Genomic DNA, 18,840 nt, shown 5'->3' with positions numbered 1-18,840 from the left:
AAAGGAGGCATCGCGCTTAACCGCGCGTGTCGACCCAGTTGCGTGCCCAGCGTGCCGAGTGCTGCAACGCCTGCTCTTCGTTCGCGAAGTAGTCGAGCGAATAGAACTGGTAGCGCCCTTCGGCACGCGCACTGTCGGCGCGTTCGAGCAGCAGGTTGGACGAAAAGCTACCGTCGGGCAAACGATGCGCCGAGGGTTGGACGGCATAGCCGTTGTAGTGATGAATATGTTTGTTTTGCATTTTAATTTTAATGATGTTCGAGTGCGCGCATGCCGTGCGAATCCTGCACGGACGAGCCGATTCAAGCCATTGCGAGCCGAATCTGAACGCAGTCGGAAAGCGAAAAAAGGGCGTTGAAGCCAGAGGGGGGAATGAGGTGCAACGAGGCGTTTGGCGCTTGGAGCTTGCTGCTGAAAACCGATGCAGCTAAAAGCGATCGCGCCAACTGTGGGAGACAAAAGCTCCGCGAGGATGTCGCTGCAACCCGGTGTCCGTTGCCGGACACCGAGCCCTTCAAACTTACAGCGGCTTGATGTTAGCCGCTTGCAGACCCTTCGGGCCTTGCTTCGTTTCGAAGCTCACCTTCTGATTTTCAGCCAGCGTCTTGAAGCCGTCGCCGCTGATTTCGGAGAAGTGCGCGAACAGGTCGTCGCCGCCCTTGTCCGGGGTGATGAAGCCAAAGCCTTTGCTGTCGTTGAACCACTTAACGGTACCGGTATCCATGAAGAATCCTTGAAACAAGAAATAGAAAGATTTGCTCTGCTGAGGAGAGCGCGTAAAGAATCAAGGAGGGAGAGGACAACGAATACCGCTGAGGGAGCGAGCAATTGATGAACAGCAATCGAACTTCTTGAACTTCGGATCGCACAGTAACCGCCGGGCCGTGTCAGCGTCAACATTTATCTTGTAACTGTTTTGCCGCGCACGCCGTATTCCACGCGCCGGCTCGCCCGACGATGCGGCCCTGGTTTCTGGCGGGACAAGCCGGTCACATACAGACGATGTTTCAGAGGCCCGTTTTGTGTGCCGTCAGGATCAGGCGCAATCCGAGCGCCGCAACCGCGCCTGCCGCGACGCGATCGATCCAGGCCTTCCATGTCAGATAGATTTCGCGCGGCCGTTTGCTTGAAAAGCACAATGCGACCACGGTGTACCAGCCGGCTTCGATGGCGAATATGGCAGGCGGCAGTGCGAAATAGCACCACAGCGGGGGATGTTGCGGGAGCAGAGCCGCGAAAATGCTGCCGTAGTAGACGGCTGTCTTCGGATTGCTGAGTTGTGTGCTCAAGCCAATCCAGAAGGATTTGCGCACGTTGGTGGCGTCGGCTTGTGCGCTGTCGAACGCGAGCGGTTTGGCGGCGCCGCGCCAGATCTTCGACGCGAGGTAGATCAGATACAGGCCGCCCGCCACTTTCAAACCGACGTATAGCCACTCGACCGTGGCGAGCAACGTGTACAGGCCGAGCAGCGCGATGCCGCTAAAAAATACGCCGCCGATGCCCATGCCCGCGGCTGTCGCGAGGCCGTCGCCGCGGGATAGGCCGATGGCATTGCGGGCGACGATCACGAAGCTGGGTCCGGGGCTCATGGCGCCCAATAGCAGTGCGGCCAGAATGGTGGCGATGGCAGTTGATGCGGACATTTTGCGTTTCCCTCGACGGTTGAAGGCAATGAGTCACTGGAAAATAACATGATCGCGACAGGTTAGGGTTTTTCCTGCATAGCGCTATGGGTTGTACGCCTGCGGCATTGCCTTTCCCTGTTTTTTCGTTGGTTTATTAGCATTGCAACGCTAATGAATCGATGAGAAAAAAAGGTCTAAGAAGCCGGAACAAGACGAGCCAACGCCGTAGGCACACAGACAATGCCGCTGCCAAAAGGCAGGCAGAACAGGAAAGCATCACAGACAACCCCGCCGGGCAGGCTGCACTGCGGGCATCACAAAATGGATGCTAGAATTGCTTTCCATACGCTGAAGCAGCCTCGGAACACCGAGGCGACCAGGGCGCGATTCGAGCCGTTTGCCGACGAATTTCCCAAAATCCATGATTTGTTGGGCGTGATTTCCAGATGCGAATTTCGCGCATCGGGGAAGGGCATCGCGAGTTCGATTTGCACCCACTCATCCGATTCATGCAAAGGCTTCGCGTTGTTTAGCGAAGCCTTTGTTTTTCGAACGCGAGCATTATTAGCCGCGAAACCGGTACGTTATGAAAGAGCGAGAAGAACAACGGCTGTTCGACCTCGACGGGAATGCGCGTGAGCGCCTGATCCTGTGGATACGACGCCGCATGGACGAATACGGCATCACAATGGAAGCACTCGCAGATGCGATCGAAGCAGACGCGTCCGCGACCAAGGCCGTCATGTATCGCGATGCCTACGGCAATACATGGGACGGTCATGGCGATAAACCGGATTGGCTAGCGCGCGCGATTTACGCCGGGCAAAACATCGATCATTTCCGTTGCTGACGGTGCGATTGGGTCTACGCCGCTAGTCGTTTTCCTGCGGAGTTCCACTGCGCGGTGCTTTATATTTGTGTGCCTGTGCCTGTGCCTGTGCCTGTGCCTGTGCCTGTGGCGTACAACCAATAGCACCGCCAAAGGCGAAAATCTCAAAATCGCCGAACAAGAAATACAAACCACAAAAACTTAGTTCACCCGCGAGGGCGCCCTCTCCATGCTGTGGATCATCTTGTCATAACAAGTGAACAAGGCAATACCATGCCGAAATCCCCAGCGGGCACTGTGCTCCCGTCAAAGCCAAAGAGCAGAATCCGAATCTGCAGGTCTTGCTGCTGGAGAAGGCCAACGTCAAACGCAGCGGCGCGATTTCGATGGGCATGGACGGTCTGAATAACGCGGTCATCCCCGGTCACGCGACGCCCGATCAGTACACCAGGGAAATCACCATCGCCAACGACGGCATTGTCGATCAAGCCGCCGTCTATGCCTACGCGCAACACAGCTTCAAGACCATCGAAGAACTCGACCGCTGGGGCGTGAAGTTCGAAAAGGACGGCACCGGCGACTACGCGGTCAAGAAAGTGCATCACATGGGCTCGTATGTGCTGCCGATGTCCGAAGGTCACGACATCAAGAAAGGATCGAGCCAGACCGAATCCGAACGGCGCACAAAAAAAAGCCCGCACGAAGCGGGCTTTGAGTTTTACTCGGAGTTTCGCGATCCAGTCGCCAGACGGATCGCATTCAGTGTATTTGAAGGCAATATGAAAGTATAGGAATTCCGCGTTACAGGTCGAAGAATACGGTTTCCTTGTCGCCCTGCATATGAATGTCGAAGCGGTACACGTTCGCCATTTTCGGTTCGCGCCGGGCGATCAGCGTGCCGCGACGGTCCGCGGGCACGGAAGCTAGCACGGGGTCGCGCTCGTTGGCTTGCGCTTCATCCTCGAAATAGATGCGCGTGAAGGTATGCAGCAGCATGCCGCGCATCGTGACGATCACATTCAGATGCGGCGCTTCCTCCGGGCTCACGCGGCCGGGTTTCACCGTCTCCACGGCAAAGCGCAATTGCGGATCGGTGCCCGTGCCGACCCGGGCGAAGCCGCGAAAACCGCTTGCCTCGACTTCCGCGCGCGATTCCGGATAGTGGCCTTGCGCGTCCGCTTGCGACACTTCCAGCATGGCATCGCCGATCACCTTGCCGTCGCCGTCGAACACCTGGCCGACAATCGTGATGTGCTCGCCGGCCGCTTCGCGGTCAGCCAGAACGGGCGTGAACAGGCTCTTGAAGGGGAAGTCGTATTGCTGCGGGCACAGACCGTAGGCGAAGTAAGGTCCAACCGTTTGCGAAGGCGTTTGCTTGAGAGTCGTCATGGCTTAGCGCTCCATCGGAGTTTCATTGCGGCCGCGCAGCACGATGTCGAAATCGTAGCCGAGCGCATAGGCCTCTTGCGTCGTATCGAGCGAAAAGTTCGCGATCAGCCGGTCACGTGCATGCTCGGGCGTGCCCTGGAAGATCGGGTCGAAGGCAAGCAGCGGGTCGCCGGGGAAGTACATCTGCGTGACGAGGCGCGAGCCGAAATGATCGCCGAACAGCGAGAAGTGAATATGGTTCGGACGCCATGCGTTCGGGTGATTGCCCCACGGATATGCGCCTGGTTTGATCGTCAGAAAGCGATAGCGACCGTCGTTGTCGGTCACGCAGCGGCCTGCGCCAAGAAAGTTGGGATCGAGCGGCGCGTCGTGCTGATCGTTCTTGTGCACGTAGCGGCCGGCGGCGTTGGCTTGCCAGATCTCGACCAGCGTGTTGCGCACCGGACGGCCGCCTTCGTCGAGCACGCGCCCCGTCACGATGATGCGCTCGCCGAGCGGTTCGCCGTTGCGCACGGCATTGCGCGTCAGATCGCTATCGAGCGCGCCGAGGTCTTCTGTGCCGTAGACGGGCACGCGCTGATCGCGCAGCTTTTCCTTCAGCGGAATCAGTGGGCGCGTCGGGCCGCGTTTGACCGATGAACCGTAGCCGGGATAGATGTATGGCGGGTGGGACGCGAAATCGCGGCCGGTGAGAACAGACTCGTCCATCAGTGTCTCCTTCGGGGAATTGTGGGATACAGCGTATGGAGCGACTTTATCCAACCTGAGAAGTTATGCAAAATGACGTTTTCGCTCTTTTCGTATAACCTTTCGTTATGCAACGCAGCCTCGCGGACAGCCGCGTCAAATTCCGTCATCTCCAGTGCTTTCTGGCCGTCGCGCAGTTCGGCGGCGTGCAGCGGGCGGCCGAAAGTTTGTCGATCACGCAGCCCGCGGTCTCCAAGACGGTCGCCGAACTGGAAGCGATACTCGGCGTGAAACTGTTCGAGCGCGGCCGTCACGGCGCTGTCACGACTCGCGAGGGGCAGCTCTTCATGCCGCATGCGAGCGCTTGTGTCAGCGCATTGCGGCAGGGCGTCGACTTGCTCGCGCGCGCGGAAGGCGCCGCCGCGGCCACGCTGGAAATCGGCGTCCTGCCGACTGTCGCGGCTGCGCTGATGCCGCCTGTGCTCAAGCTCTTCGCCGTGCAGTGGCCGCGCGCGATCGTGCGTCTCGCGACCGGCTCCAACCCTGAATTGCTGGAGCGTCTGAAAGCTGGCGCGATCGAATTTGCGATTGGACGTCTGGCGGATCCGGAGCGTATGGTTGGGCTCAGTTTCGAGCAGCTCTTCAGCGAGCCGCTGATCGCGGTCGTACGCGCCGGGCATCCGCTGGCAACGGGTTCCGGCTTGCCGGCCACTTCGCTGGAAGATTTTCCAGTGGTGCTGCCGCCGTTCGGCACGCTGATCCGGCAATCGGCTGAGAGCCTGTTGAGCGCGTGGGGCGTGCCGCCGTTGTCGGCGTATGTCGAGGTGCTGTCGGTGTCCACGGGGCGCGCGTTGACGCTCGAGAACGACGCGGTCTGGTTCGTGCCGCTGAGCGCGGTCGAATACGAACTGGCGCGCGGTATGCTGGTGCGTCTGCCATTGCCGTTTGCCGGCACCGACGAGCCGGTCGGGTTGATCCGGCGTTCGGATACGCAGCCGTCGCCGGTGGGCCGGGCGCTGATCGACGCGGTGCGCGAGGTCGCGCGTCAGCGGATGAGCGCCGCTGCGGATAAGTCCGGCGGCAAGCGTGCGCCCAGGCGCAGTCGCAAGACGCGCTGAACCGCCCCCTGATGGTCGCGGCGTGGTTCCGGCGCGATTCCGGCTGAACCATTCAGTACAAAATGCAGGTTGCGAACGCCCTGCTACACGGTGTACAAACACGGTGCGAAAGCCGTCGCTGACCGCGTCGTCGCGGCACACCACGAACGTACTGCCGCGTTGCGCGCGTATGACGGCCCGCACCGGACATCTGCAAAAGCGTCGAAAGACTGTACAAGGAGAATGCCATGCCCAGCGACTTGCCCACCCCGGAGGCCGCGCTGCGCGCCGTGTCGGTTCCTGAGCACAATCCGCTCGGCACCGCCGGCCTCGACTTCGTGGAGTTCGCCGCGCGCGAGCCGCAGGTGCTCAGCGAGACGTTCACGCAACTCGGCTTCAAGGCGATTGCGCGCCATATCAGCAAGGACGTCACGCTGTATCACCAGGGCGAGATGCATTTTCTGCTCAACGCCGAGCCGGACTCGTTCGCCGCGCGCTACGCCGAAGAATACGGCGTGGGCATCTGCGCGATCGGCATCCGTGTGGCCGACGCGCAGCGCGCGTTCGACCGCGCGATCGAACTCGGCGCATGGGCGTTCGAAGGCGAGAGGATCGGCGCGGGCGAACTGCTGATTCCCGCGATCCAGGGCATTGGCGATTCGCACATTTATTTCGTCGACCGTTGGCGCGGCCGTGGCGGCCAGCGCGGCGGCCTCGGCGACATCTCGATCTTCGACATCGACTTCCGGCCGATCGAGATCGACACTGCGCACGCCGACCTGAGCCATGTGGGCACCGGCCTTGTTGCGGTCGATCACCTGACGCAAACGGTTGGCGCGGGCCGGATGCAGGAATGGCTCGACTTCTATCGCGATCTGCTGAATTTCCGCGAGATTCACGAGCTGCACGCGAACTGGCATGTGTCGGCGGAATCGCGCGTGATGGTGTCGCCGTGCGGAGCGATCCGCATTCCGTTGTATGAAGAAGGCACGCGCCGCACGAATCTGATGCACGAGTATCTGCCGGATCATCCGGGCGAAGGTGTGCAGCACATCGCGCTCGCCACCGACGATATCTTCGCGTGCGTCGAGCAATTGCTGGCGAACGGCGTCGAATTCGTCGAGCCGCCGCCGCGTTACTACGAGCAACTGGATGCGCGCCTGCCGGGCCATGGGCTCGACGTCGAACGGCTCAGGCGCACGCACGTTCTGGTGGACGGCGAGATCGGCCTCGACGGCGTGCCGCTGCTGTTTTTCCAGACTTTTGTGCGGCGTCGCGCGGGGGAAATCTTCTTCGAGATCGTGCAGCGGCAAGGCCACCACGGTTTCGGTGAAGGCAATCTGAGCGCGTTGGCGCAGGCGCGCCAGGCAACTGACGCCTAATCGCTATCGGTGTCGGCAGCGCTCTGGCCGGCCAGTTCGGGATTCACCGCGCTGTAGGTGAGCGCTTCTTGCAGCAGCCACTCGCGGAAGCTGGCGAGCGGCTTGCCGTGGCTCAACTCGGTCGGATAGACGAGGTAATACGCCGAGTCCGCGACCGCCGGTGCGTCGAGCGGTATGACGAGTCCAAGCTGTTCGAGTTGCGCGTCGACGAAAAAACGCGGCACCAGCGCGATGCCGAGGCCGGCCGCGGCGGCGCTGATCAGCATGGTGTGCAGTTCGTAACGGACCCCTTGCATGGTCCGGTTGTCTTCCACGCCCAGGTTGGCGAACCACGACGCCCAGCCGTCGGGGCGGGTGGTGGAGTGCAGCAGCGGGTAGTCGAGCAGATCGGCGGCTGACTCGACCGGCCGCGTCAGCAGACTCTCCGCGCACACCGGCACCACTTCTTCGCGAAACAGAAAATCCGCCGATGTGCCTGGCCATGTCGGTTTGCCGTAGTGAATCGCCGCTTCGAAATGCGTGTCCGCGAAAGGGAAGGTGCCGGTGCGCACGCCCATGTTGACCAGCACGTCGGGATACTGCGCGTTGAATGCCGCCAGCCGCGGAATCAGCCATTGCGACGCGAACGTCGGCAGCACCGCCAGTTCCAGATAACCGCCGCCGCTGCCGTGCGCGATGATCGACAGTGTGTCGCGGTCGAGTTGTTCCAGCGAGCGCCGCACCTGCGCGCTATAGACCTTGCCCGCCTTCGTCAGCACGACGCGCTGTTTGACGCGCACGAACAGCCGCACGCCGAGATTGCTCTCCAGCGTATTGATTTGCCGGGACACCGCGCTTTCGGTGAGGAACAACTCACGCGCCGCATGCGTGAAGCTTTCGTGCCGCGCGGCGGCCTCGAAAGCGAGCAGCGCACCCATGTTGGGGATCTTGAACTTTCGCACGTTGATTCCAAAAACGCATCAAGTGGCGATTTTATCTCGCTTTACGCGATGCCGCCGAATTTGAATAATCTCGCTCGAAACATGCCGCGCTTGCGTCTTGAAGCCGCGCCGGCAGGTCCCCTTAAGCGCGTGAATGCACGCCTCAAAGCGTCACCTGGAAAACCGATATGCGAAACATCAAGAATGCGAATGTCGAACAACTGCTGCTGGAACTGCTCGGCGCCCACAGGACGGCGACGCTGTTCGCCACGTTGAACCATCCGCAGGTATTGAACGAATGGGAAGACGGCGTCGTGACGCGCGCCGAACTCGCCCAAGCGATGAATATGGCGTTGTTCGAAGACCTGCTGGCGCGTTCCGCGAACGGGCGCCAATACACGCAGGAGACGATCGCCGCCGGCGGCAGCGTGTACTTCGACCACGGCGCGCTGCGCACGGTGCGCTGGCCGCACAGCGGCGCGCTGCCGCCGGGCGAAGCCGCGTTCGCGCGCATTCTCCGTCCGCTTGGCTTTAGCATCAACGGCCGCTATCCGCTCGACCGTCTCGGCATGACCGGCCGTGCGTGGACCCACGACGACGCGCCTGACGAGATCGCGCAGTTCTTCGTCAGCGAATTGCACCCTGAGCGTTTTTCGGCGGAATTCCAGCAGGCGGTGACGAACGTGATCGGCGCGTCGCGCGATCCGTTGACGCCGCAAGCCGTCGGCCAGTTGTGGGAGCTCGAACGCGAAGGCGTGTTGCCGCTCGACGCGGCCCATGCGTTGCTGCCGGTGATCGTCGGTGCGTTTGCGCGGCAGCACGAGATGCCCCGCGAAGCCGATTACGACGTATTGTTGAAGGAATCGGCGGAAATGGCATGGATCGCGACCGAGGGCAATGCGTTCAATCACGCCACCGACCGCGTCGCGGACGTGTTCAAACTCTCCGACGATGAAAAGGCGAAGGGTCGTCCGATGAAGCCGGAAGTCGAGCGTTCGCGCTCGGGCCGCGTGTTTCAGACCGCGTACCGCGCGGACATCGTGAGGCGAGAATTCCGCGCGGCCGATGGCAGCACCGTGACGCGCGACGTGCCGGGCTCGTTCTACGAGTTCATCACGCGTAAGCGCACCTTCGATCAGGACGCACGCCGCTGGGAAACGGACCTGCGTTTCGACGCGGGCAACGCGCAGGGCATCTTCAAGATGACCGCTAGCCAGGCTGCGTGAGTGCAGGGCGAGCGTTGGGCACGGGACATGAGAGACGCGGTGGGAACATCAATCGATGAAGAGCCGGGCGCGAGTGTGAATGCGATAGGCGATGCGCAGCGTCGCGCTGCGCCGGTCGCGCGGCCTTTCGAAGGCACCGCCGCCGTGATGCAGGCGCTCGAAGCCGATCTGCGCCGCGGCGTGCGTGGCGAAGTACGCTTCGATCAGGGCTCGAAAGCGTTGTATGCGTCGGATGCGTCGAATTATCGGCAGGTTCCGCTCGCCGTCGTCGTGCCTGCGGATGTCGACGATCTGCTGGAAACGCTCGCCGCATGCCGCCGCAACGACGTGCCGTTCCTCCCGCGCGGCGGCGGCACTTCGCAAAACGGCCAATGCGTGAATGTCGCCGTGGTCGCCGACGCGAGCAAATACGTGAATCGCGTGGTGTCAGTGGATCCGGCGGCACGCGTGGCTATCGTCGAACCGGGCGTGGTTTGCGACACCTTGCGCGCCGCCGCCGAGCAGCATGGCCTCACGTTCGCACCCGATCCGGCCACGCACAGCCGCTGCACGCTTGGCGGCATGATCGCCAACAACTCGTGCGGCGCGCATTCGGTGATGGCCGGCAAGACGGTCGAAAACGTCGAGGCGCTGGAAATCGCGACCTTCGACGGCGCGCGTTTCTGGGTCGGCCCCACTTCGGACGATGAACTCGCGCGCGTCATCGCAGCCGGCGGTCGGCAGGGCGAAATCTACGCCGCCCTCAAACAATTGCGCGACACCTATGCCGATCTGATTCGCGCGAAATTTCCGCAGATCAAGCGGCGCGTGTCGGGCTTCAACCTCGATCAACTGCTGCCGGAAAACGGCTTCAACGTCGCGCGTGCGCTGGTCGGTACCGAGGGCACTTGCGCGGTGACCTTGCAGGCGAAAGTGAGGCTCGTGAAGAGTCCGGCGAAACGCGTGATCGTCGTGGTCGGCTTCACCGACATCTACACCGCCGCGGATGCCGTGCCGCATTTCATGCGCTTTTCGCCGATCGCGATCGAGGGACTCGACCGCGCGATCATTCGCGGTTTGCAAGCGCGCGGTTTGAAGAGGGACGAGATCGCGTTGCTGCCGGAAGGCGACGCTTGGGTCGTGCTCGAATTCGGCGCGGACACGCACCAGGATGCGGTGCGCGAGGCGCAAGCGGCGGCTGCCTATTTCGCATCCGGCGAGGCAGGACCGAACGTCTCGGCGATGCTCGTCGAAGACCGTGCGTTGCAGGCGAAGGTATGGTCGATCCGCGAAACGGGGGCATCGGCGGTGGCATTGTCGATCGATCCGCGCACGCCTGATCCGGTGGTCGGCTGGGAAGACGCGGCGGTCGATCCCTTGCGCCTCGGCGATTATCTGCGCGCGTTCCAGGCCCTGGTGGATCGCTATGGCTACGAGACGAGCCTGTACGGCCATTTCGGCGACGGCTGCGTGCACGCGCGCATGACCTTCGACTTGCGCAGCGCGGCAGGCGTCGCGACGTGGCGCAAGTTTCTGCGCGAAGCGGCGGAGCTGGTGGTCGAGTTCGGCGGCTCGTTGTCGGGCGAACACGGTGACGGCCAGGCCAAGGCCGAGTTTCTGCCGATCATGTACGGCCCCGAACTGATGCAGGCGATGGAGCAGTTCAAGGCGATCTGGGATCCGGCCAATCGATTGAATCCCGGCAAGGTCGTGCACGCCTATCGCGCCGATGAAAACCTGCGCGTGGGTCCAGCCTACAAACCGGTGAGCCTGCAAACGAAGCTGACATTTGCCAGCCCGGAAGGCGACGGTTTCCAACGCGCGATCGAGCGCTGCATCGGCATGGGCAAGTGCCGTTCGTTAGAAGGCGGCACGATGTGCCCGAGCTATCGCGCGACGCGTGAAGAGAAATATTCGACACGTGGTCGCGCGCATCTGTTCTGGGAAATGCTGCAAGGCGACGTGATCGCGGACGGCTGGCAAAGTCGCGAAGTGAAAGAGGCGCTCGATACGTGCCTCGCGTGCAAGGGCTGCAAATCCGATTGCCCGACGCATACGGATATGGCTTCGTACAAGGCGGAATTTCTCTCGCATTACTATGAGACGAACCGCCGCCCGCGGCAGGCGTTGTTCATGGGACGGATCGGCGAATGGGCGCCGTGGGCGGCGCGCTTTCCGCGTTTGACGAACTTCATGACGTCGGCGCCGGGTTTGTCTTCGGTGGGCAAGTGGGTCGCGGGTGTGGCGCAAGCGCGCGAGTTGCCGAAGTTTGCGACGCGAACGTATCGGCAGATTGCGCGGCGCTCGCAGCAGACTGAACGTGCCGCTCGCGGTCTCGGCGAAACGAAGAAAGTCATTCTGTGGGTCGATACGTTCAACGATCATTTCACGCCCGACATCGCGCAAGCTGCCGCCGACGTACTGACGCAAATGGGCTGGCACGTGGTGCTGCCGAAGGACCGTTTGTGTTGCGGCCGTCCTTTGTATGACTTCGGCTTGCTTGAACGCGCGCGGGAGTTACTGATGAACATTCTCGACGACCTCGCCGATGACATCGCCGCCGGCGTGCCGCTGGTCGGACTCGAACCCGGTTGCTTATCGGTGTTCAAGGACGAACTGCTGAAGCAGCTGCCAGATCATGCTCTGGCCAAACAGCTGTCGGCGCAAACTTTTCTCTTCTCCGATTTCGTCGCTCGCCAACCGTTCGATTGGCCGATGCTCGAAGCAGATGTGGTCGTGCATGGGCATTGCCATCAGAAGGCGCTGTTCGGCATGCAAGGCGATACCGCGTTGCTGACGAAGCTCGGCGTCAGATGGACGTTGCTCGATACCGGATGTTGCGGCATGGCGGGATCGTTCGGCTTTAACGCCGAACATCACGCGCTCTCGGAGAAGATCGGCGAAGACAAACTGTTTCCTTTCGTGCGTGGCGCGCCGAAGGAAACGATCGTGCTGACCAACGGCTTCAGCTGCCGCGAACAGATTGAACAAGGCACCGGACGTCACGCGCTGCATATCGCGCAGCTGGCGCAGAGGGCGTTGGCCGGCGGCGCGCTAACAGGCGCCAAGGCCGGTTTGCGCCGCTGATGCGCTTGCGTTACTTCTTCGGCGAGTCGGCGGCGGGCGGTGCTTGCGGGATGTCGGCGCTGGTCGCCATCCACAACACTTCGGCGTCTTCTTCGCTGGTGGAGACCGCGGCGTGGCCGGTGCGGCTGTCGAAGTAGAGGCTGTCGCCGGCGTTCAGATGCGTGGGTGCGTACAACTCGGAATAGAGGCACACGCTGCCGCTGATCACGTACAGGAATTCTTCGCCTTCATGGCGGCCCCAGTCGTCGAACGCGTCGAGCGTGTGCGCGGAGATGCGGATACGGAACGGCAGCATCGCTTTGTGCGCGAGGTCGGTGGCGAGCAATTCCATCTGATAGCCGCGGTACGCGTGACGCTGGCCCGCGTCTTTGCGAGTCAGCGCGCGGCGCCCGCTGGCATTGACTTTCGGCGTGGAGCCGAACAGTTCGCCGATTTCGATCTTCAGACCGAGGACGATTTTCTGTAAGACGTCGAAAGTGGGGGACATCAGGCCGTTTTCGACCTTTGAGAGCGTCGAGCGGGAGACGCCGCACAGGCGGCTGGCGGTTTCCAGCGTCAGATCCTGCGCCTGGCGTGCAGCGCGCACGCGCCGGCCGAGGTCCGTGGTGGATTGCTCAGGCGGTTTGGTGAGATGCGTATCCATGGGGTGTGGGGTCAAATGCGCGCTTTGGGAGGCGTTTGGTGTTTCCGATCATAACATTTGGAGGAATGGGGGAGCCTGGAAGGGCCTGGGCGGGTGACTGCTGGCAGCTCCAAGGCGGATCTTCCGATGGTTCACGTGCTGGCTGAATGGCGGCTGAGCCTTGCACTAAGTGGCGCGGGGTGATCAGGTGGCGCTGTGCGAGCGGCTTCCGCGATACTCACGCGCGTCGCTGCGTGAGACACGCTCGTTCGTGTGGAGCATCGACGGATTTTTCCCATCGGAAACGTTGTTCTTCGGGATGGTCGTTATGGCGGCGCTGCCTGATTGGCCGTGCGCTTTCTGGCACCGCTGAACGAGTGTCCATGGAAATCTTCATCGTCGGCTCGGCAAGGCCGGACTCGTTTGGCACGGACCCATCGCACACCCTATCGGATAAGATACCGCCCGCCTCGCATTTTTCAGAACAGAAGGAGTGTTTTCAGTGATTCAACCGAGCAACGCATTCAAGGATAACCTCGCCCAACTGCCGGCTGTAGATGGTATCGAGCGTATCGACCTGGTCGACGGCAAGGGCGCCGTGGTTGCAAGCATCGAGAACAAGCCGGGCAAGCAGGGCTCACTGGCGGTGTACCACTACCTGCGGCAGGTATTCGGCGCGCTGGACGCCAAGGCAGCCGAGCACGGCCTCGCGGTGTTCGCCGAGCACACGGCCGACGCTCGCAACCGTCCGGGTGCGCACCCGAACGTCGACCGCTTGCTCGCGATCGCAGCCGGAGGGGAAGCGTTGCGAATCGACGCCGTCGCGGCAGCCTGAGCGCTCGAACGGACACTCGAACGTCAGGTCAGGTCAAATCAGATCAGATGTCTGTGGCAAGCCTGGAAGCATCATTGCTCTTCTTGCAAAAAATTATTGAGTTTCAAATCAGGCGTGGTTCAGATTGAATCTTCTGCTCACATCATGCCGCCGGTGACGCTGCCTGTGCCGCCAGTGCCGGATGAAGGTGTGGACGTCATTGTGATCGGGTGAGCGAGACCCGCCGCTGACAGCAGCGAGACGGCGGCCGGATCGGGCATGCCATTGGCGTCGATCGCGCCTGCTGTCGCCAGCGCGCCGAGATCGCTGTCGACGCCCGCTTGCCCGACGATAAACGGCGTCGTCAGAAACGCCGGTGCCGTCAGCGTGACCGCATAGCGCTGCTGCAGATCCGTGACGACTGCCGATTGCGCAGCCAGCACATCGGTCTGATTGATCAGCACCTGCTGGAACTGTGAGTTGCTCGGGAAGTCCGCAATCAGATGGGTCTCGCTCGTGCCAAGTTGCGAAGCGAGATAAACGAGCATCAGCTCGGTCTCGGGCGTCGTATTGAAGGTGCCACCGGCAAATGCCAGCGAATGCAGGGTCGTGCCGCCGGAGGTCACGGTGAGGACGCAAGGAAGCGTGACGTTGAACGTGATGCTGTAGTGTCCACCGCCGTCTGACAGGGTGGAGCCCGAACTCCGTGCGCAATTGAAGCTGACCGTCGCGCTGGCGAGCGCCTTGCCGGTGGCGGCCGTGCCGGATATTGCGACGTTTTGCAACCCGTTGCCGCCGCCACAGCTGTCAAAGCCGACGCAGAAGCTGCCGCCGCACGCGACTAGCGTTGCGAGCGGAGCCACGCAGAGTGCAGCCAGCACCGGGCGAACGAAACGCGCATCGTGAGTGTTCATGGCTGACAGCCGTCGATGGAAGGGGGCAAGGCGGCAGGTCCCACGCAAAGGGGCCGGCGCTATTTTTAATTTTAGGCCCGATGCGCCGAAACCGTGTGTCGCGTCAATCACATTGCCGCGTTGTCGGCTGGAGCGGTCGTCGGCCCGCCACGATAAGTCGACGGTCGCGCTAACGGGCGGTCTTATCGGACCAGCCCGGCGACGCCTGCGACGCGCGAACAACGCAAGTCCGAAAATCCCGACAGTCCGTTGCACGATTTTCTGGAAATTCGGACGCGCACGCGCCTCGCCGTTCAACGATGCCTTTGTAATCAACCCACTGGCGAACGGCCGAACCTGGCATCAGCTTTGCATCAATCGCTGGCCGCAGGACCCGGTCGCCGGCAGGACGCAAGTGATCCGTTTGATTGCGGCGAAACGTAAGGTTTTATGGAGCATTTCGAAGGCACGAGTGATTGCGACATGCAATACGTACTTCTACCGTACTTCTGAGGATCTGACTGCTAGTGTCATCAACGGTGAGGTCATTTGTCGTCAAGCTCGCAAATAGACCTGGTTGGGTAGTGAGGCTTCACTAGCCGAAGGTCATATTGCCACGCTTTAATCCCATAACCAGTAGAACGTTTGGAGACGAAAATGAAGTTGCAGCGAATGTTAGGTATTACCGTGCTGAGTGCGTCACTTCTGACCGCTTGCGGAGGCAGCGTCAATTCTTCAGGAGTGCCGCATGTCGTCGCAGACATCGCAATACCCGGCGTGGGTCCGGGCGTTAACTTTTCGTTTGACCTGGGCGATATCAGCGGGGGGCGCTTCTTCTTTACGGACCGCAATAACGCGGCGGTGGATGCGATCGACATCGCGAGCCAGAAACTCGTTGCCCAGATCAAGGGGAGCGGGGCGTTGGCCTTTGCAGGTGCAGGTGCGAGGCCAGCGCTGTCCGGACCTGATGGAATCAACGCCGTGGGCAACCTTCTGTACGTTGGCGATGTGAATTCGGTGAAGATTGCCGATCCGGCGACAAACACAGTCGTCAGGAGCATCACCGTGAGCACGGGTGGCGTCCGGGCAGACGAAGGATGTCTGGACTCGGTCCACAATGTTTACATGATCTCGAGTCCGGAGGAAGCAACGCCATTCGCGACGTTCATTGACACGCAGACGCAGACGATTTTGGCTAAGGTCACCTTCTCGGACGCAGGAGGAGCGCCTTCGGCAGGTCTTGAACAGTGCCGATATGACGCCGCAAGCGACACATTCTTTGTCAACAACGACGGAAGTACTGCCAATCCGCATGGTGAACTCATCAAGGTTCCCGCGGCCTCGGTCCGAGCGATTCCCCGCGGTGCAACGGTCAATTACACTGACCTCGCCGGCGCTGCCGCGTACCCTCTCGGCAATTGCGATCCCACCGGGCTTGCACTCGGACCGGGTACCGACGCTGCGGTAGGCTGCCGCGAGGCGACGGCGGGGGCTCCACTCCTCGTACAGATCGTGAATCGCTCGTCAGGTGCTTTGGTGGCGTCTCTCAATGCTGGCGGAGGAGATGAAATCCAATATGATGCAAAGTCCAATCGCTACTATAACGCTAGCTATCGCTGGACGGCGACGGGTAACTCGGTCGGCTCCGCAGGCTGCTCGGCTGCGGCTCCCTGTACGCCGGTCCTGACCGTTATCGATGCGACAGCGCGCACGGTGGTCGCTCGAGTGGCAACGGGAAACAACACCCATTCGGTGGCGGTTGACCCTGTGTCTGGTCTCATCTTCATGCCGTACTCCGCGGCCGACAAGCCGGCAGGATGCGCGACGTGCGTCGCGAACAACTTTACAAACGGCGGGGTGCTGGCCTTCCAGATGTAACCAATCATTGGCCTGTGGTGCCACTGGTGCTGCCTTATGCGCGCCAGTGGTTCTCCCACGTCGTTGCCTCGGACGGACACCTCGACGTGGCGGCGCCGGCGCGATTGTTCGCCACCTCAACAAGCTGAAAGCACCCCCCATCCAGACAGCGGACGCAGTGGTATCCTTGACGCGCACATTGCTGTGATCGAACTGGCCTTTGCGAGTGCGATGCATCAACTCGATACCGGAGATCCTCCCTTCTCCTTCATCTGGCCTTTCGCGACCATGCGCATGATCTCGATGCCGCCCATGATGATGCGAGCGCAGCGAAAGTCCTCGAATCCCAGCATTGGACGTACGACGCGCTTGACCACCCGATGGTCCTGTTCAATCATGTTGTTCAGGCACTTCGGTTGTCGAACCTTGATAGGCTCGCTTCGCGCGCTGCCCGCGCCATCCTGCTCAGTCCCACTGCACAGAAGCCGCTCAGTGCTGACCTTGGATTGCAGGGGCACCCAGACTTTCGTGCCGATTCGTACCGCGAAGTACTTTGGCAGCCATTCTGGCCGGTGCTTTCAGGCTACCAATCGCAGACGCGGAGCCGTCCGAAAGTTTGAACACTGCCACGGCTTGCACCAATTGCTGGGCTTGGGACTTCAGGCTTTCTGCAGCCGCAGCACTCTCTTCTACCAACGCAGCGTTCTGTTGCGTAACCTGGTCCATCTGGCTCACAGCCTCACCCACTTGCCCCACACCGACGCTCTGCTCGTTGCTGGCCACACTGATCTCACCAACGATATCGGTCACACGTTTGATCGAGCTGACGATATCGGCCATCGTCGTGCCAGCTTGATTTACCAGGGCAGTGCCCTGGCTTACACGTTCGACGCTGGTTGAGATCAGCGTCTTGATTTCTTTCGCCGCGGCGGCGCTGCGCTGTGCCAGGTTGCGCACCTCCGCAGCAACCACAGCGAAACCACGACCCTGGTCACCGGCACGCGCCGCTTCCACTGCAGCGTTCAGCGCCAGGATATTGGTCTGAAACGCGATACCGTCGATCACGCTGATAATCTCGGCAATCTTCTTCGAGCTGTCGTTGATACCAGCCATAGTTTCGACGACCTCTTCGACAACCTCTCCGCCTTTGACGGCGATCGTACTCGCGCTGCGCGATAGTTCGTTGGCCACCTTGGAATTTTCCGCATTTTGTCTGACTGTAGCCGTGAGTTGCTCCATTGAAGCGGCGGTTTCTTCCAGCGCGCTCGCTTGCTCCTCGGTGCGACTCGACAGATCGAGATTACCCTGAGCGATTTGTGCGCTTGCGGTAGCCACACCGTCGGCGTTCTGGCGTACATCCGACACAACCCGCAACAGACTGTCGCGCATGTTCTTCAGCGAGGCCATCAGGCTACTCGTGTCGCCAGGCCGCAGGTCGATGTTCACGCTGAGATCGCCTGCCGCGACGCTTTTTGCAAGGTCGGCGGCTATCACTGGCTCCGTCCCGAGTTGCCGCGTCAAACTACGCGTGAGCCAAATGCCGATTCCGATTCCGGCCACGGTAGAGAAGATTGCCAGGGCGATCATAAGATTGCGGCTTTCCCGGTACAACTCCTGGTTGGTTTCGGCAGCTTCCTTCGCATTCTCCTGCTTCTTGCTGACTAGCGTGTTCATGAGCTCGTCAACGTTATTGACCTTCTGGCGGAAATCGCCGAACAGGTGTTCGGTGAGTTCCCCTCGATCCTGCAACGAGGCAGCACGGGTTTTCGCTTCCATATCCTTGAAAGCCTGGACATAGCCCTGCCACTTCCGATCGAGATCGAGAAAAATAGCTTTACCTTGCTCGCTGCGGAAAAGCGGTCTGGCTTTGTCGAGCGTCTCACGCGCCCGCGCCAGGTTTTGCTCGCTTCTGTCCAGAAACCCGGCTCGCTGCTCGGCCGTGGAGGCCAGAATGGCGTTTCTCAGCGAGCGGCCAGCCTCCAGCAGATCGATATTCGCCTTTTGGGTCAGTGATAGTCCGATCAGATCGAACTGGTAGACTTTGTCGCCCTCGTCGTTGATCTTGCCCATATTGCGGATTCCGATCCCGCTGACAACTGCGCTGATCAAGCACACCAACACAAAAGCGCTGATCAGTTTGGTGCCAAGTCTCATGTTGCTGAATTTCATTCTGCCATCCTGTGAAGTCGAAGGACCTTTTCCATTGCAGGTCATTGCACCAGGAACGCGCAAATCCTGTGTGCGGTTCCAACTAAGAGAATCAGCGCCTCACCATTCAAATTCGTCTGAAGATAACAGCAGACCATCGCGCGTATTCATAAGACAATTGGCAATCCTCTACGTAATTGCTCAACTACGTGGCGGTTCACTTCCAGACCGGCTTCGCACAGGCGCTCCAGTAATATTTCGGCGCAGGCGCGCCGAACTTGAGAG

The 18,840-nt window shown here is 60.9% G+C and carries 18 protein-coding genes and 2 pseudogenes; 9 read left to right on the top strand and 11 right to left on the bottom strand.

What is annotated here, in order from left to right; genetic code table 11:
- Window positions 1-16: 16 nt before the first annotated feature.
- From AC07WT_RS37475 to AC07WT_RS37460, 4 genes are all read right to left on the bottom strand, one after another.
- Window positions 17-241: a hypothetical protein gene (locus AC07WT_RS37475; protein ID WP_115106223.1), complete on the bottom strand. Its 225-nt coding sequence runs from the start codon at window positions 239-241 to the stop codon at window positions 17-19.
- 279 nt (window positions 242-520) lie between these two features.
- A complete protein-coding gene (locus AC07WT_RS37470; protein WP_012428559.1) occupies window positions 521-724 on the bottom strand; it encodes a cold-shock protein in 204 nt (67 codons plus the stop codon).
- A gap of 283 nt (window positions 725-1,007) precedes the next feature.
- A complete protein-coding gene (locus AC07WT_RS37465; protein WP_494950853.1) occupies window positions 1,008-1,643 on the bottom strand; it encodes a LysE family translocator in 636 nt (211 codons plus the stop codon).
- A 296-nt stretch (window positions 1,644-1,939) separates the two neighbouring features.
- On the bottom strand, window positions 1,940-2,119 hold the full coding sequence (locus AC07WT_RS37460; protein ID WP_492594973.1) for a hypothetical protein: 180 nt from the start codon (window positions 2,117-2,119) through the stop codon (window positions 1,940-1,942).
- Between the two features lie 92 nt (window positions 2,120-2,211).
- On the opposite strand from AC07WT_RS37460, the gene AC07WT_RS37455 reads away from it, so the two are divergent.
- Both AC07WT_RS37455 and AC07WT_RS37450 read left to right on the top strand, forming a co-directional pair.
- Entirely contained in the window at window positions 2,212-2,475 is a 264-nt protein-coding gene (locus AC07WT_RS37455) for an H-NS family nucleoid-associated regulatory protein (protein ID WP_494950852.1), read from the top strand.
- Window positions 2,476-2,735: 260 nt separating this feature from the next.
- Window positions 2,736-3,107, top strand: a pseudogene (locus AC07WT_RS37450) (fumarate reductase/succinate dehydrogenase flavoprotein subunit); the annotation flags it as partial.
- A gap of 148 nt (window positions 3,108-3,255) precedes the next feature.
- Here the strand turns inward: AC07WT_RS37450 and pcaG are convergent.
- Window positions 3,256-3,843 carry a protocatechuate 3,4-dioxygenase subunit alpha gene (gene pcaG / locus AC07WT_RS37445; protein ID WP_494950851.1) on the bottom strand — a complete coding sequence of 196 codons (588 nt, stop codon included), beginning with the start codon at window positions 3,841-3,843 and terminating at the stop codon, window positions 3,256-3,258.
- Window positions 3,844-3,846: 3 nt separating this feature from the next.
- On the bottom strand, window positions 3,847-4,551 hold the full coding sequence (gene pcaH / locus AC07WT_RS37440; RefSeq protein WP_494950850.1) for a protocatechuate 3,4-dioxygenase subunit beta: 705 nt from the start codon (window positions 4,549-4,551) through the stop codon (window positions 3,847-3,849).
- A gap of 107 nt (window positions 4,552-4,658) precedes the next feature.
- Between pcaH and pcaQ the strand changes: the two genes are divergently transcribed.
- The gene (gene pcaQ / locus AC07WT_RS37435; RefSeq protein ID WP_494950849.1) at window positions 4,659-5,648 is read left to right on the top strand and encodes a pca operon transcription factor PcaQ; all 990 of its coding nucleotides are present in this window, start codon (window positions 4,659-4,661) and stop codon (window positions 5,646-5,648) included.
- 227 nt (window positions 5,649-5,875) lie between these two features.
- Window positions 5,876-7,009 (top strand): 4-hydroxyphenylpyruvate dioxygenase family protein, encoded by a 1,134-nt coding sequence (locus AC07WT_RS37430; RefSeq protein WP_494950848.1) that lies wholly within the window; start codon window positions 5,876-5,878, stop codon window positions 7,007-7,009.
- Here AC07WT_RS37430 and AC07WT_RS37425 read toward each other — a convergent pair.
- Window positions 7,006-7,950, bottom strand: a complete 945-nt coding sequence (locus AC07WT_RS37425) for a LysR substrate-binding domain-containing protein (RefSeq protein ID WP_494950847.1) — start codon at window positions 7,948-7,950, stop codon at window positions 7,006-7,008. The genes AC07WT_RS37430 and AC07WT_RS37425 overlap by 4 nt on opposite strands.
- A 167-nt stretch (window positions 7,951-8,117) precedes the next feature.
- Here AC07WT_RS37425 and AC07WT_RS37420 point away from each other — a divergent pair, with 167 nt between their 5' ends.
- Window positions 8,118-9,155, top strand: a complete 1,038-nt coding sequence (locus AC07WT_RS37420; protein WP_494950846.1) for a DUF1338 domain-containing protein — start codon at window positions 8,118-8,120, stop codon at window positions 9,153-9,155.
- Window positions 9,156-9,194: 39 nt separating this feature from the next.
- Window positions 9,195-12,221: an FAD-binding and (Fe-S)-binding domain-containing protein gene (locus AC07WT_RS37415; RefSeq protein ID WP_494950845.1), complete on the top strand. Its 3,027-nt coding sequence runs from the start codon at window positions 9,195-9,197 to the stop codon at window positions 12,219-12,221.
- A gap of 10 nt (window positions 12,222-12,231) precedes the next feature.
- On the opposite strand, the gene AC07WT_RS37410 is transcribed toward AC07WT_RS37415, so the two are convergent.
- Window positions 12,232-12,864, bottom strand: coding sequence for a helix-turn-helix domain-containing protein (locus AC07WT_RS37410; protein ID WP_492594964.1), 633 nt, complete (start codon window positions 12,862-12,864; stop codon window positions 12,232-12,234).
- A 362-nt stretch (window positions 12,865-13,226) separates the two neighbouring features.
- Between AC07WT_RS37410 and AC07WT_RS37405 the strand changes: the two genes are divergently transcribed.
- Together AC07WT_RS37405 and AC07WT_RS37400 are read left to right on the top strand one after the other, a co-directional pair.
- Window positions 13,227-13,349: a hypothetical protein gene (locus tag AC07WT_RS37405; RefSeq protein ID WP_494950844.1), complete on the top strand. Its 123-nt coding sequence runs from the start codon at window positions 13,227-13,229 to the stop codon at window positions 13,347-13,349.
- Window positions 13,346-13,678, top strand: a complete 333-nt coding sequence (locus AC07WT_RS37400; protein ID WP_494950843.1) for a DUF2322 family protein — start codon at window positions 13,346-13,348, stop codon at window positions 13,676-13,678. The genes AC07WT_RS37405 and AC07WT_RS37400 overlap by 4 nt, the downstream gene beginning before the upstream one ends.
- Window positions 13,679-13,815: 137 nt before the next feature.
- On the opposite strand, the gene AC07WT_RS37395 is transcribed toward AC07WT_RS37400, so the two are convergent.
- Complete coding sequence (locus tag AC07WT_RS37395; protein ID WP_494950842.1) at window positions 13,816-14,571, bottom strand: hypothetical protein; 756 nt, start codon at window positions 14,569-14,571, stop codon at window positions 13,816-13,818.
- A gap of 636 nt (window positions 14,572-15,207) precedes the next feature.
- On the opposite strand from AC07WT_RS37395, the gene AC07WT_RS37390 reads away from it, so the two are divergent.
- Window positions 15,208-16,428: a YncE family protein gene (locus tag AC07WT_RS37390; protein WP_494950841.1), complete on the top strand. Its 1,221-nt coding sequence runs from the start codon at window positions 15,208-15,210 to the stop codon at window positions 16,426-16,428.
- 215 nt (window positions 16,429-16,643) lie between these two features.
- On the opposite strand, the pseudogene AC07WT_RS37385 reads toward AC07WT_RS37390, so the two are convergent.
- A pseudogene (locus tag AC07WT_RS37385) lies at window positions 16,644-16,850 on the bottom strand (DDE-type integrase/transposase/recombinase); the annotation flags it as partial.
- A 46-nt stretch (window positions 16,851-16,896) separates the two neighbouring features.
- The gene (locus AC07WT_RS37380; RefSeq protein WP_494950840.1) at window positions 16,897-18,576 is read right to left on the bottom strand and encodes a methyl-accepting chemotaxis protein; all 1,680 of its coding nucleotides are present in this window, start codon (window positions 18,574-18,576) and stop codon (window positions 16,897-16,899) included.
- Between the last annotated feature and the right edge of the window lie 264 nt (window positions 18,577-18,840).

The sequence above is a fragment of the Paraburkholderia sp. GW821-FHT02A12 genome (genome assembly GCF_059422005.1).
The sequence above is the reverse complement of the archived record's forward strand: the minus strand, read 5'-3'. Positions and strand labels throughout refer to the sequence as shown.